Here is a 13,891-nt window from a genome sequence, read left to right on the forward strand (position 1 = left end):
AGCCAAAGCAAGGAAGAAGATAAGTATGGGATGTGGATCATGTACCACCGGAGCCTGCTCAACAGGCGGCTGCGGTCAAAAAGGCGGCTGCAAAACAGGCGGCTGCAATAAGATGAACGCCTACGATTGGTTCGACAGCATGCAGCAGCCGACCCAAAGCGAATTCAACAACGTCTACGAAATCCGTTTTAAAAATACCCGCAAGGAATTTTTTCGCAATGCCAATGGCCTTTCCCTGATCACCGGCGACTTTGTCGCTGTCGAAAGTGATCGTGGATTCGATGTCGGGCAGATTTCGTTGGGTGGAATTTTGGCTCAGCTTCAGATGCGCAAGAAAAAGGTGCGTGGAGGCTTGGACAAAGTCAAAAAGATCTACCGCCGCGCGACCAAGGAAGACCTCGAAAAGCTGCAACTCGCCCGCAGCCGCGAGCATGAAACCCTCGTCCGCAGCCGGGAAATCGTAAGGATACTTAACCTCGATATGAAAATGTCAGAGGTCGAGTACCAAGGCGACAATACCAAGGCCATTTTTTATTATATCTCGGATCAGCGTGTCGATTTCCGCGAATTGATCAAGCTGCTCGCTGGCGAGTTCAAGATTCGCATTGAGATGAAGCAAATCGGTCTGCGATTCGAATCTGCACTCGTTGGCGGAATCGGTTCATGTGGCCGCGAACTTTGCTGTGCCACTTGGCTCAGCGATTTCAAAACGGTCAGCACGGCTGCAGCCCGTTACCAAAACCTTTCTTTGAATCCGATGAAGATTTCGGGTCAATGCGGAAGGTTGAAATGTTGCCTGAACTTCGAATTGGATTCCTACCTTGATGCCTTGAAAGACATCCCCAAGGTGGATCGCATCGAAACGGAGATGGGAATGGCCTTCCTGCAAAAGACCGATATTTTCAAGCGTACGCTTTGGTTCAGCTATGCCGGTGAAAGCACATGGATCGCGATGGAAGCCGATAAGGTGATGGAAATGGCGGCCATGAACAAAAAGGGCATTCGCCCGGCATCGTTGCATTCGCTGGACAAGGAAATTGCCGAGGAAGACAAGGAAGCCGACTTTGTGGATGTCGTGGGCCAATCGATTCCACGGGAAGATCCAAAGCGCAAAAAGAAGAAAAAGAAGAAGCCCGGTCAGGAGGGCACTTCGAATGCCAACCGTCCGCGGGAAGCACGTGTAGAATCTGGTACACCCGGTTCAGAAGGCGAAGCTCCAAGAGTAGAAGGTCAAGACCAACGTGGTCCCCGCCCGCAAAATCAGCAGCCTCGTGACGGTCAACGTCAGCAAGGTGGCCGGGACAACCGTGGTCCCCGTCCGCAAAATCAGCAAAAGCAAGGCGGCCCAAGGCCCGAAGGTCAGGAAAATCGTGGCCCGAGACCAGAAGGCCAACAGCGCCAAGGCGGTCCAAGGCCCGAGGGTCAGGAAAATCGTGGTCCACGCCCGCAGAATCAACAGAAGCAAGGTGGTCCAAGGCCTGAAGGCAAGGAAAATCGTGGTCCAAGACCCGAAAATCAAGGGAAACAGCAAGGTCCAAGACCCGAAAACAAGGATCAGCGCGGTCCAAAACCGCAGCAACCGCCACGCAACGAGGGAAATCCGCAGGAGCAGCAGCCCCGCAGGGAGCAAGGTCCAAGGCCGGAGCAGAAGCCTCGGAACGAAGGCGGGCAGAATCAGAATACCAGCGGGCGCGACTTTAGGAAAATCGCAAAGAAGCCTTCCAATGACCGTCCGGGCCAAGGGCCGGATGGCGGAGGAAATTCCAACCCACCCGCCAACTCATGATGCAGCGATTCCGCACATGGTGTTTCTTGGTGGGGATTCTGATCGTGTTTTCAGGATGCTCCAAACATTGGCAGTCCGCTGAAAAGGACTTTGAAAGCAAGTGTTGGAGTGTTTCGGATACCTTGGTGCTGTCATTCGAAAACACGGACACGAATGCGGTCTACGAATTGTCGTTTCCGGTGACCGTCAATGATGATTATCCCTTTCACAACCTTTATTTGCATGTGATATTGAATGCACCTTCGGGCGATGCATCGACCATTCCCACGGAATTTGTCTTGGCAGATCCCAACGGGAATTGGTTGTCGGAGCCATCGGGGGAGGTTGTACCGTTCCTGCTGAAGGTTCCGGAGGGGATTCGCTTCAGCCAAACTGGGAAATATTCACTGCGGCTGTTTCACTACATGCGTGACCCCGACCTTTGCGGTGTGGAAAGCGCCGGGATTGCCGTAGATCCGATGGTGGTGGAGCAATAATTAGAGGTGGATTTCCATCGCCGGCAGTAGGCGCTCCAATGCCATTCCACGAGATCCTTTTAGCAGGATGAATTGGCAACCCTCCAAATCCTTGGCGATATTGGCTTGCGCCTCCGCAATCGTCTCATAACTCCGCACCTTATCATCGTCCTGCGGAATACTCTTCAAAAAATGGGGACCGATGCCAACGATCAACGCATTCGGGAGTTGCTTTCGTGCAAATTCCCAAATCTCCGAATGCAATTCGTCAGATGTTGGACCAAGTTCAAACATGTCTCCGAGGACTAACGCCACCGATGCGTGTTCTTGGGCTGCGATGCTGGCAATGGTTGCCTTCATGGAAGACGGGTTCGCATTGTAGGCATCAAGCAAGATGCTGCGTTCGCCTTGACGGTGCAATTGACTGCGGTTCATTCGGGGAAGGTATCCTGCAAGGGCGGTCTGAATGCCTTCGTCACTGATGCCGAAGTGTTGCCCTACCGCCACGGCAAGCAAGGCATTTTCTGCATTGTGGCGACCATGGAGATGAATGCGCGCCTGCAGACTTTTGCCACGTGCGACCAACGTGATGAATTGGCCTTCCTCGTTTTCTTGCGTCCGGAGAATGTGGTACGGACTCTCCGGGGAACCATATCCGATATTTTCGGAAATGCCCGCCGCAACTTCGGCTACCAACGGATCATTCTCGTTGACAAATGCAATGCCTTGATGCTCGCGCAAAAAGTCAAACATTTCGCCCTTGGTACGCTGCACGCCAAGGATTCCGCCCATGCCTTCCAAGTGTGCTTGGCCAATGTTGGTGATCACCCCGTGTGTCGGCAGGGCAATGTTCACCAATTCTTCGATGTCCTTTGGTTTGTTCGCGCCCATTTCGATGACCGCAATTTCCGTTTCCGGGGGCATGGCGAGCAGGGTCAACGGAACGCCGATGTGGTTGTTGAGATTGCCTTGGGTCGCGTATGCGCGACGCTCGGAACTGAGCACGGCGTGCACCAACTCCTTGGTAGTGGTTTTCCCATTGCTGCCGGTGATTGCAAATACCGGAATATCAAAGGTTTCCCGGTATTGCCGTGCGAGCCCCTGCAAGGCAAGTAATACATTCGGGACCAAAATGTAACGGTCGTCATCCTCTGGCACGACTGCGGGGTCATCGACAACCACGAATCCTGCACCGTCAAGAAGAGCTTGGGCCGCAAATCGATTGCCATCAAAGTTGTCACCTTTGAGCGCAAAAAAAATGTCCCCGAGCCGGATCTTCCGTGTATCCGTGGAAACAGCCTTTTGTCTCAGGTAGGCTTCCCAGATTTTTGATTGCGGCATCTTGTTTCCGTAATTTTAGTCAAAATTAAGCGTTCGATGAATTCTGCCAAATACCTCTTTCTCCTCTTGCTTGGATTCAGTGCAAACTTGGTGAATGCCCAAAACTATGTTTTTTCCAATGACATTCCAGTAAGTGCTGCAAGCCTTTCGCTTCCGATGGCCTGGGCTGGCGGACTGAATGCCCCGCAATTCAGCGAAATTGACTTGGACAACGATGGACGAATGGACCTTGCCGTCTTCGATCGGGTCGGTCCACGGTTGCTGACTTTTCGCAATCGCGGAGCTGCTGGGCAGATCGACTATGAATTTGCGCCGCATTTCATTTCCCAGTTTCCAGCCAATATGAAGGACTGGATGCTGTTGCGTGATTTTGACGATGACGGGTACGTCGATATTTTCACAGCAGTTCCCCAAGTATCGAATGTGCGTGTTTATCGCAATACATCTGCTTTGACGGGAGGCACTTTAAGTTTTAGCCTATTTAAGGACACAATCATTTCCGTCTATCCGCCGACGCTGGCCTTGTATAGCGGAAAATCTGATATTCCTGGGATTGACGACATAGATGGAGACGGCGATTTGGACATCTTGACATTCGGAGTCGGAGGACAAAAGATCGAATGGCATAAAAATCTCTCGGTGGAAAACACCGGAGGATTGCTTGGGATGGATTTTGACCTCCAATCTCGATGTTTTGGACATTTTGAGGAAGACGCATTCACCTGTGAGGCCCTGATCAATCGCATTCCATGTGGCACAGGGGAGCGCTCCGGATACGATGGCAGGGACTTGGAAAATGCGGTTTTGCATGCAGGTTCGACGACCCTGTCATTGGATTTGAATGCAGATGGACTCAAGGATCTGATCATCGGTGATGTTGGCTGCCCCACGTTGTATGCCTTGGTGAATGGCGGGACAACCCAAATTGCGCATTTTGTTTCGACGGAGGATCACTACCCCAACAGTGATTCATCGGTACATGTTACGAGTTTTCCTGCACCCTTTTACCTGGACATCGACAATGACGGTGTCAAGGATTTGCTGACTGCTCCCAACAATACCTCGCTCTTGGAGGATGTGACGGGCGTGATGTTTCACAAAAACCTGGGCACGACATCACAACCAGACTTCGAATTTCAGCGCTATGGCGTTTTCCAGGAGGGAATGATCGACATCGGCACGGCGGCAGCACCAGCTTTCTTGGACTACAATGGAGATGGCTTGCTCGATCTTTTGGTGGGTGGTGCGGGGCGATACGATTCATTGGTCGGTTATTTGCCTCGTTTGCAATTGTTTGAAAACGTGGGCACCGCACAATTACCTGCATTTGAAATGGTTGATCCAGATTATTTGGGTTTGCATGGAAATTCGGCGTTTGCGAATATCAGCTGGATCAAACCGGCGCCGGGAGATTTGGATGGCGATGGCGATCAAGACCTGCTGTTAGGCTGTTCCGATGGCACGCTATTTTATTTCCTCAACACTGCGCCGCCCAATACTGCTGCCAATTTCATCCTGACGACGGCCAACTATGCAGCAATCGACGTTGGAACCAACTGCGCGCCGCAATTGGTAGACCTGGACAATGACAGCGACCTCGATCTTTTGGCAGGAAATCACCGGGGCTATGTTCACTATTTCGCCAATAACGGAACCGCCTCCTTGCCCAGTTTTGTCTTGGTGGATGATACTTTTGGAATGGTCAAGGTCAATGACCAGTCTGGACAGCCGGTTTCCAATGGATTTTCCCAGCCGTTTGCCGTTGATTATGACGATGACGGTGATTTAGACCTTTTGGTCGGTGGAATTGATGGCCTCGTGGCAGTCTATGAAGACATTAGTCCTGTTTCCGGCGCCACTTTTGTACGTGGACAGGATTTGTTTGGCCTCGATTTTGGATTGTATGCCAATCCAGTTGCTGTGGTGCTGGACAGTGCGCGCCTCACCTACGTGGTAGGTGACATGCGTGGCGGGTTGATGCTGTTGCGCGATGCTGGAGCAGTAGGCACCGTTGCAGGCGAATCCCCCTTGGAAGGCAATCTCAAGCTTTTTCCAAATCCTGCAATGGGACAAGCTTCATTCCTGTTTTCGGGGACAAATGGATTCAATAAGGGTCGTTACCAAGGCTACGATGCCATGGGAAGGGAGTCCTTTGCCGGGGATTGGCAGGCGAATGGAGGCACCATTGACCTTGGAAAAATTCGGCCAGGTATTTATTGGATCGTTTTCACCGCCAAGTCGGGCACGCTCTCCAGCAAGCTGATCGTGACGGAAAGTCGCTGACGCTAGCCGCGTTTTTACAGAGGTTGCGATTCAAAACCGATTCTATTCTGCTCCATTTGCAGACAATGTCGCTGAGCATGTCGGCAGAGGAAGACCACATACTGGTACACATCCAATTTCCCGATTTCATTGACGGTCATGGTTGTTTTTGTATGATGGCCCCAACCACCCTCCAAAGACTTGACGGCGTCTTTGCACCGATGCATTTGAGATAGAAAGTTCTCTTTTGTTACTCCCGGGATTGAATTTGTGCGTGGATCCATGTGATCGGGGCGATGCCAAACGAACGCCTGAAAGACACCGGCTTCAGCCAAAGCCTCCGGAATCAACTGATAATTTGGGTCCAAGTAGATCTCTGTCCCTTTTGCCTTGGCTGCGAGGCTTTTGCGCGTACCCTTTTCGATGAGGAGCAGGAGATAGTGACTTGTAAGGACAATATGGTCCAAAATCTCCGTGATGGACCAGCCGTTTGTGGGCGGAACCCAGGATGCGAGTTCGGGCTTGGAGTCAAACCAAGGCAGCACGCGGGTGACGGCGTCTTCAATTTCTGCGAGAGTCGTGGATTCGTGAGGTGTCATGGCTTTGAAAAGAGGTGTAGGAAAAAAGGAAATCGGGCTAGAAGTTGCCTCCTAGCCCGATCATTTGATAATCCTTTTTACGCTTGGATTAGAATGGGCTTCCCAAACGGATCATGGCGCAACGGAAACCGATCATCGCAGAGCTAGAGTCGGCATTGTAGAAGCGGCGTGAACCAGGGGTGAGGAAGTAAGCGATATCTGCCCAGCTACCACCGCGATACACTTTGATGTTGTCGAACTGCGAGTTGTTCGGCTCATTTGGATCGGGGTTGAAGAGGAGCGAGTTTTTCTCGTTGTAAGTAAAGTCATCCAACCACTGGTCAGGGCGCAATTCGGTGCGGCCACGGCGGCGGTTAGGGTTGAGGTCTTCGACATCTTCGCCGGAGAGCACACGGTAGGTATCCATGGTCCACTCGCAAACGTTGCCAGCCATATTGTAGGCACCGAAGTCGTTAGGATAGAAGGAGCGCACAGGAGCGGTGATCATGTAGCCGTCTGTGTAGTGGCGGCCATCGCCACCAGCCCAGCCAGCGTAGTCACCACGGCCGCGCTTGAAGTTGGCACGGAAACGGCCTTCTTGATCGCGGAGTGATTTACCTTCCCAAGGATAGTTTTCTTCTTCGAGGAGACCACGGGCAGCATATTCCCATTCGGCTTCCGTCGGGAGACGGTAGGCAGGATAGAGAATTTCTTCTGGGTCACGCTCCATGATCGTTTTGTTGACGATCACTGTACGCCACTTAGCATATTCGTTGGCTTGGTGCCAGTTCACACCAACCACAGGGTAGGTATTGAATGCTTCGTGAGCGTAGTAGTATTGGGTATAAGGGTCGTTGAATGCGAGGTCGCGCAACCATACCGTGGTATCAGGATAAAGTTGGCGGTGCATTACGTCACCTGAATCTTTCAAGATATACCAAAGGAACTCTTTGTAGTCCACGTTGGCAATTTCGGTTTCATCGATGTAGAAGGAGTGAACCGTCACTTGACGCTCACGGTTGTTCATGTTCCATTCGATGTCTTTTTCGCCACCGCCCATGATGAAGGTACCACCTTGCACAAAGACGAGGCCTGGCGCTGGATCCATGCCCTCAAATTTCCGAACTTGGAATCCGCCCTCTTCGTTGTATTTCAGACCAGTTTTGGTACTGTTTTTGCCAACGAAGTTGATGTTGCTTCCGCCTCCGCAGCCGAAGAAGGTTCCTGTGATGACAGCGATCACGAGGAATAGCAAACTTTTCTGTCTCATCGTGTAGTAACGTTTAAAAAGGATTACAAAACTAAACTAGCAGTGCCTATTTATATTCTTGACTTATACTAATTCCGAGAGGTAACAAAGATAGATTGAATCAATATCTCGGACAAGGCATTTTTCTGTGCTTGAAGTACGTTGGCTTATTGCGCTCAAATTCCATGATCAGCGCAAGCTCGTGCGAACCGCCGGAAATGCCGTTGGTCAAGCGTGAGAGCGTATAATCATAAGAGTAGCCAATCGAGAAAATGCCTTGTTTGAAACCAATCAAACCAGCGAGCATGTCGCTTGTGACAAATTGTCCCTCAAAATTATTGTAGTTGGTGCGGTACCAGAGACCAAAGACCATCGGGTCAATGTTCACATAGGCACCGAGATTCAGTTGGTTGAAATTGCGCTGCTTCATAAAAATGACAGCTGGCGAAATCGCAACCTTGTCTGGATCATTGGGTGGGCCAACAGGAATTTTCAAACCTGCGGTGGCGGTAAACTTCGTTGGAAGGCGCAAGGAGTCGCCACTGTTGACGGTCGTGATGAACGTCTGATAGGGCTGTGTCAAGTGGTGTGCAGAGACACCAACCCATGCTACGCGGTTGTAATAGACAGCACCAAAGTGGATGTCTGGATTAAAACGGCTTTGCGTTGGGAAAACTTCTTGCGTTGCATAGATAAAACCCTCTCTTGGATCAATCTGATCCGAGAAACGGAGTTTCTGAAAGTCGATGCTCGCTTGCTCCAATCCGCCACCCAAACCAAGGCGCAGATTTTGCTCATGGCCTCTACGGCCAAATTGCATTGCAAACGAGTAGTTGAGATTCACCGTGAGCTTGGAAAGATTGCCTTCGCCAGCTTGGTCGCGGGTGATGGTGCCACCTAGTCCTTGCTGGGTTTTGCCCTTGCCGAGCAAAATCGGCTGGTCATAGGAAAACGCCTGCTGCCGGTAGGTGCCTGGAATGGCGACCCACTGGGCACGGTAGTTGATCGAAACCCGGGGTCCCAACGCAGCTCCAGTAAAAGCCGGATTCAGCAAAGGCTGATTGGCATAAAACTGAGTGTATTGGGGATCCTGGGCGTGCGCTTGCGCAAATCCCGCTACTGCGAAATATGCTAGCACAAAAATACGCGTGATGCCTCTTTTCATATCACAGTGCCAAAATTTTACAAACTGTCAGCTTCTTTAGCTCTGAGTTGATAAAACATTAAACAAACCGCCCAGCAAATATCTATTTCGTAAAGATAGATAAAAATATTCAAAATCCCATCGCTACGAAAAAAAATGACAGACTCAAGAGCGATTTATACACAGCTTGTGGTTTCCGGCATTTTTGCGCCTTTGACCACTCTACTGAGGAAACCTACCCAAAATCGTCTTACCTATTCGCAAGCAGCAATGGAACCTGTGCTTCTCAATCAGGTGCTAAGGTAGGCATTCCATGTGAATTGATTTTACTTTTCCCCATTTCCACCACATATTTTTTTAATTTTGGATGATTGGCTGAAATACAGCACAAGAAAGATATGTCAGACAGGAGTAGCATTTTTGATATGATTGGCCCGGTGATGATCGGGCCAAGTAGCTCACATACTGCCGGCGTGGTGCGTATTGGACGCGTTGCAAGGCGTATTTTGGGCGCTCAGCCCACAGATGTCGTCATTACTTTCTACAATTCTTTTGCCCGGACCTATGAAGGTCATGGCAGCGATCGCGCCATCCTTGCAGGGTTGATGGACATGGCAACGGATGACGAAAGAATCCGGGAGGCAAAAAAATTGGCTACAGAATCCCATATCAATTTCCAATTTAAGGCCGTCAACAATGCATCCGCCATGCATCCCAATACGGTACGCGTCGTCGCAAATGCCGGAAATGAGCATACGGAAGTCGTGGGTGTTTCGCGTGGCGGTGGCCTGATCTCCATCATCGAGATCGACGGATTCCGCTGCAATTTCACTGCCCAACGCCATACTTTGGTCGTTTCTGCCCAAGATCTCAAAGGCACAATCGCTTTTGTAGCTACCGTACTCAGCAATGATGATTGCAACATCGCCACGATGAGCGTCGACCGAAAGGCTAAAAATTCACAAGCGAGGCTTGTCATTGAAATTGATTCGGCACCGCGGCCACTTACGATTGAGTACCTTCGGAGTGTGCATTGGATTGAAAAAGTTACTTACCTTCCAGACATACACATATAATAACATGTGCTTGAACCATTTGGCGCGATTTTGGGGTAGAATTTTGTTCGTGATGCTCGTTGTCTTGGGGACGCAGCTTACGTTCAAGCCTATATTATGTGCCCAAACCCGACTGTCTTTTCTGCAATGTCTCGACCTTGCGGTGTCAAATAATGTGCAGGTCAAAATTTCGGAAAACAGCGTCTCTACTGCAGAGGTCTCTTATATTCAGAAGAAGTTTGACTTCCTGCCAAACGTGTCCATGAACCTGCCAGTCAACAAGTCGTTTGGTAATTCGGCGGATATTTTCACCCAGCAGATCGCCGTTTCACCTTGGACGAGTCAGCCGAGTCTCGGCGCGAGTTTTGTTGCTTTCCGCGGATTATCCAAATGGAATGAGCTCAAAAATGCGCAGTACACCCTTTCGGCCAGTCAATATTCGCTGGAGGATCTTAAAAATGACATTCGCCTGAACACTGCACTTGCGTTTTTTCAGGTTCTATTTGCCAACGACAACCTTGAAATCGCCAAGACGCGACTCGATTTGCTTGAAAAGCAGCTCGTCAACGTACAAAAGCAGGTAGATGCGGGCGCCAAAACACAAGGCGACGTTTTTACCCTGCAATCTCAACTTGCCGCCGAGCGCGTCAATGCGGTGACACTTCAAAACAACTACGACCGCAGTTTGCTCGACTTGATCCTTACACTGAATCTAGATCCTTCAGAGGCCTATGAAATCGAACGACCTGACCTCATCAATGCGGAAGTCGAAGAACTTGAGGCGCTTGACGCTGTTTTTCAATCGGCAAGGCTGAGCAATCCCGGCGTGCGGCAGCAGGAATTTCGGGCGCTTGCGGCGAAGTATGCCATTAGAACAGCCAGCGCAGCCTATTTCCCAACGTTGAATATCACCTTCGGTTTGGGCAGTTTTTATTCTTCGAATGCCAAGGAGACGGTGCTCGACACCATCCTTTTTGACATCGTGCCGCTTTACACCTATGGCGATCAGATCCCGATGTGGACGCAATTCAGCAACAATTTTGGCAAGACGCTCAGTTTTTCCCTGACCGTACCGATCTTCAACCGAATGCAGACGCGTCAAGGGCACCGTATTTCCAAAATCAATTACAACACTGCCGAATTGAACGTCAAGGCCGAGGAATTATCCCTTTACCGCGCGATTCAGCAGGCACACCTCGATGCAAAGGCGGCTGATGCCAAGTTTGCTGCGACCTTGGCGCAAAACGAAAGCTTGAATGAGTCCCTTCGATTTGCACAGGCCAGGTATGATGCTGGAATGCTTGATTTTTTGGCTTATTTGGAGGTGCTCAACAATCATACCCGTGCAGAAATCGAACAAACCCAGGCACAATATGACCGCATTTTGAAACGCAAAATTTTAGATTTGTACCAAGGGAAGCCATTGAGCTTCTGATGCAGCATGGCAACGACAATCGGTAAAAAGAAAAAACGCACGGGCCTGATTTGGGCAGGTATCATTGGCATTTTGCTGATTGTCCTGTTTGTGATCATGTTCTTTGGAGGAAAGAAGGTCGACAACGGCGTGAATGTCGAAAAGGTCGCGCGCCACGATATTGTGGCTTCGGTGACGGAAACGGGCAAAATAGAGCCGGTTTTGGAGGTCAAAATTGCCGCCGACGTCTCGGGCGAAGTGGTGGATCTCCAAATTGCCGAGGGCAAGGAGGTGCAAAAGGGCGAAGTGCTCGTGTCGATCAGGCCCGATAATTATCAGAGTGCATTGGAGCAAGCACAAGCAGCGGTCAACGCTGCCATTGCAGCCGAGTTGCAGGCGCAAGCTGCGCTCGAGCAGGCGCGTGTACAGGTGATGCAAGACAGTGCGACGTTCCAGCGGCAGGATCAGCTTTACAGGGAAAAAGTCATTTCCAAAGCCGAATGGGAAACTGCGCAGCTACGCTACAACATTGCACGGTCGCAATTGCGCGCCAATGACGCAAGCATTCGTGCGGCGCGATTCAGCACGGAAAGCCGTAAAGCCAGCCTCAAAACGGCGCAAAGTGACCTGCGCAAAACAACGATCACGGCGAGCATGAGCGGAACCATTACCCGTCAGAACATTCGGTTTGGGGAGCGTGTCGTCGGCACGATGCAAATGCAAGGCACAGAACTGTTTCGCATTGCAGACTTGAGCCGCATGCAGGTCGTGGTCAACATCAATGAAAACGACATCGTGCATGTACACATCGGGGACTCTGCCTTGGTGGAGGTCGATGCATTTGAAGGGCAACGTTTTTCAGGGAAAGTGACTGAAATCGCCTATTCAGCGGCGACCGCAGCGACTTCCACGGATCAAATCACGGCATTTGAGGTCAAGGTGGAGATTGATTCGGCATCCTACCTCGGCAAACCTGAATTGATGCGCGGACTCAAGCCGCACCAAAGCCCGTTTCTTCCAGGCATGAGTGCACAAGTCGAGATCTTTACGGAGCGGGAAGACAACGCCTTGGCCGTGCCGATTCAGGCAGTGACGGTGCGAAAGTTGGGGACGAATGAAGATGCCGAGCCGACGGAAGTGGTTTTTGTGCTGAGGGAACGACAGTTTGCGCAGCTCAAGTCGGTCGTGACCGGCATCAGCGACAGCAAGTACATCGTGATCAAGGAAGGATTGAAAGAAGGGGAGGAGATCATTACAGGACCCTACCGACTTTTGAGCAAGGAAATCAAGGACAGCATGAAAGTCAAGATCAATCCTTTGCCCGATGTTTCTGCGGGCGATACAAAAAAGCCGCAGGCAGACAAAAAGGAGACGGATCAATAACCCCGTAATAGTCCATTAAAATTTGCCTTGATTGGAAGTTGGTCTGGGATTACTTTTACATACTGAACTAAGTCATTTTACATGCGTCGCAGAATCCATTTTGCTTGTATTTTCCTCCTTGCCTTGGCTCCCAGCATCTTGCCAGCACAAAGTGTGCGCAAATATTCCAACGAGTTTCTGAAGATCGGAGTCGGCGCAAGGGCGGCCGCGATGGGCAATGCCATGTCAGGAATTGCCGACGATGTCACGGCGGGGTACTGGAATCCGGCAGGGTTGGGTTTTGCACCCGCTGCGCCCGAGGTAGCCTTGATGCACAGCGAATATTTTGCGGGGATCGCCAAATACGATTATATCGGGTTTACGATGCCCATCGGCGAAAACCGTCGTTTCGGAGCTTCAGTGATTCGCTTGGGCGTCGATGACATTCCCAATACATTGAATCTGGTGGATCCCAATGGCAACATCGACTTCAGTGCGGTGGAGACTTTCTCAGTCGCGGACTTGGCCGCGGTGTTGAGTCTTTCACAGCGGTTGGACATCATGGGTGGTCTCGATGTCGGCGCAAATTTCAAGGTGGTCAACCGCAGTGTCGGCAAATTTGCCAATGCTTGGGGTTTTGGCTTGGATGTCGGTGCACGCTGGAACAAAGGCCCCCTTCAATTGGGTTTGATGCTCAGTGATGTCACAAGCACGTTTAATGCTTGGACTTTCAACACAGAAGAATTCGAATCCACCTTTGTCGCGACCGGAAACGTGATTCCTGAGAATTCCTTGGAGATTACACTTCCCTCGATGCGCATGGGTGGCGGCTATACCTTCCTGAAAGACCGTGCATTCGAAGTGCTGGTTTCTTTGGACAATGACGTGCACTTTGACGGCAAGCGGAATGTGGCACTCAATCTGGGTCCGGTGAGTTTGGATCCCCACATGGGATTGGAGCTTGGTTATAAAAAGATTGCTTTCATCCGCGGCGGATTCAAAAACCTGCAGCAGGTGCCCAATGCGGACGGCAAGGATGTCATTTCACTCTTTCCCTGCGTTGGTGCGGGATTCAAGATCAAGAGCTTTAGCGTGGACTATGCTTTGAGCAATGTCGGGAATTTTTCACAAACGCTTTATTCGCATGTGTTTTCGCTCAAGTACAGCTTCACCAAGCTGCGATGAGTGATTGCGGTTGGTGCTGCTATTGAAAATGTGGGGATATTTGATTATTTTACGTGTTTG

11 protein-coding genes are annotated in these 13,891 nt (G+C 50.6%); 7 read left to right on the forward strand and 4 right to left on the reverse strand.

Annotated features, from left to right (window positions below):
- The first annotated feature begins 25 nt into the window (after positions 1-25).
- The gene (locus IPN95_00650; GenBank protein ID MBK9447929.1) at positions 26-1,786 is read left to right on the forward strand and encodes a Signal peptidase-like protein; all 1,761 of its coding nucleotides are present in this window, start codon (positions 26-28) and stop codon (positions 1,784-1,786) included.
- A complete protein-coding gene (locus IPN95_00655) occupies positions 1,786-2,262 on the forward strand; it encodes a gliding motility lipoprotein GldH (protein MBK9447930.1) in 477 nt (158 codons plus the stop codon). Before IPN95_00650 ends, IPN95_00655 begins: the two co-directional genes overlap by 1 nt.
- Here the strand turns inward: IPN95_00655 and IPN95_00660 are convergent, their stop codons facing one another.
- Positions 2,263-3,582, reverse strand: coding sequence for a UDP-N-acetylmuramoyl-tripeptide--D-alanyl-D-alanine ligase (locus tag IPN95_00660; GenBank protein ID MBK9447931.1), 1,320 nt, complete (start codon positions 3,580-3,582; stop codon positions 2,263-2,265).
- A gap of 36 nt (positions 3,583-3,618) precedes the next feature.
- On the opposite strand from IPN95_00660, the gene IPN95_00665 reads away from it, so the two are divergent.
- Positions 3,619-5,865 carry a T9SS type A sorting domain-containing protein gene (locus IPN95_00665; protein ID MBK9447932.1) on the forward strand — a complete coding sequence of 749 codons (2,247 nt, stop codon included), beginning with the start codon at positions 3,619-3,621 and terminating at the stop codon, positions 5,863-5,865.
- A 14-nt stretch (positions 5,866-5,879) separates the two neighbouring features.
- Here the strand turns inward: IPN95_00665 and IPN95_00670 are convergent, their stop codons facing one another.
- The 3 genes from IPN95_00670 to IPN95_00680 form a co-directional block, all read right to left on the reverse strand.
- The gene (locus IPN95_00670; protein ID MBK9447933.1) at positions 5,880-6,443 is read right to left on the reverse strand and encodes a DinB family protein; all 564 of its coding nucleotides are present in this window, start codon (positions 6,441-6,443) and stop codon (positions 5,880-5,882) included.
- 88 nt (positions 6,444-6,531) lie between these two features.
- Entirely contained in the window at positions 6,532-7,692 is a 1,161-nt protein-coding gene (locus IPN95_00675) for an SUMF1/EgtB/PvdO family nonheme iron enzyme (protein MBK9447934.1), read from the reverse strand.
- 100 nt (positions 7,693-7,792) lie between these two features.
- A complete protein-coding gene (locus IPN95_00680) occupies positions 7,793-8,836 on the reverse strand; it encodes a PorP/SprF family type IX secretion system membrane protein (protein ID MBK9447935.1) in 1,044 nt (347 codons plus the stop codon).
- Between the two features lie 377 nt (positions 8,837-9,213).
- Here IPN95_00680 and sdaAB point away from each other — a divergent pair, with 377 nt between their 5' ends.
- From sdaAB to IPN95_00700, 4 genes are all read left to right on the forward strand, one after another.
- Complete coding sequence (gene sdaAB, locus IPN95_00685) at positions 9,214-9,891, forward strand: L-serine ammonia-lyase, iron-sulfur-dependent, subunit beta (GenBank protein ID MBK9447936.1); 678 nt, start codon at positions 9,214-9,216, stop codon at positions 9,889-9,891.
- 154 nt (positions 9,892-10,045) lie between these two features.
- Positions 10,046-11,305: a TolC family protein gene (locus IPN95_00690; protein MBK9447937.1), complete on the forward strand. Its 1,260-nt coding sequence runs from the start codon at positions 10,046-10,048 to the stop codon at positions 11,303-11,305.
- Positions 11,306-11,311: 6 nt separating this feature from the next.
- Positions 11,312-12,667 carry an efflux RND transporter periplasmic adaptor subunit gene (locus tag IPN95_00695; protein MBK9447938.1) on the forward strand — a complete coding sequence of 452 codons (1,356 nt, stop codon included), beginning with the start codon at positions 11,312-11,314 and terminating at the stop codon, positions 12,665-12,667.
- 81 nt (positions 12,668-12,748) lie between these two features.
- Positions 12,749-13,831 carry a PorV/PorQ family protein gene (locus tag IPN95_00700; GenBank protein MBK9447939.1) on the forward strand — a complete coding sequence of 361 codons (1,083 nt, stop codon included), beginning with the start codon at positions 12,749-12,751 and terminating at the stop codon, positions 13,829-13,831.
- The last annotated feature ends 60 nt before the right edge of the window (positions 13,832-13,891 follow it).

This window comes from Bacteroidota bacterium (assembly GCA_016718825.1).
Classification (GTDB): domain Bacteria; phylum Bacteroidota; class Bacteroidia; order J057; family JADKCL01; genus JADKCL01.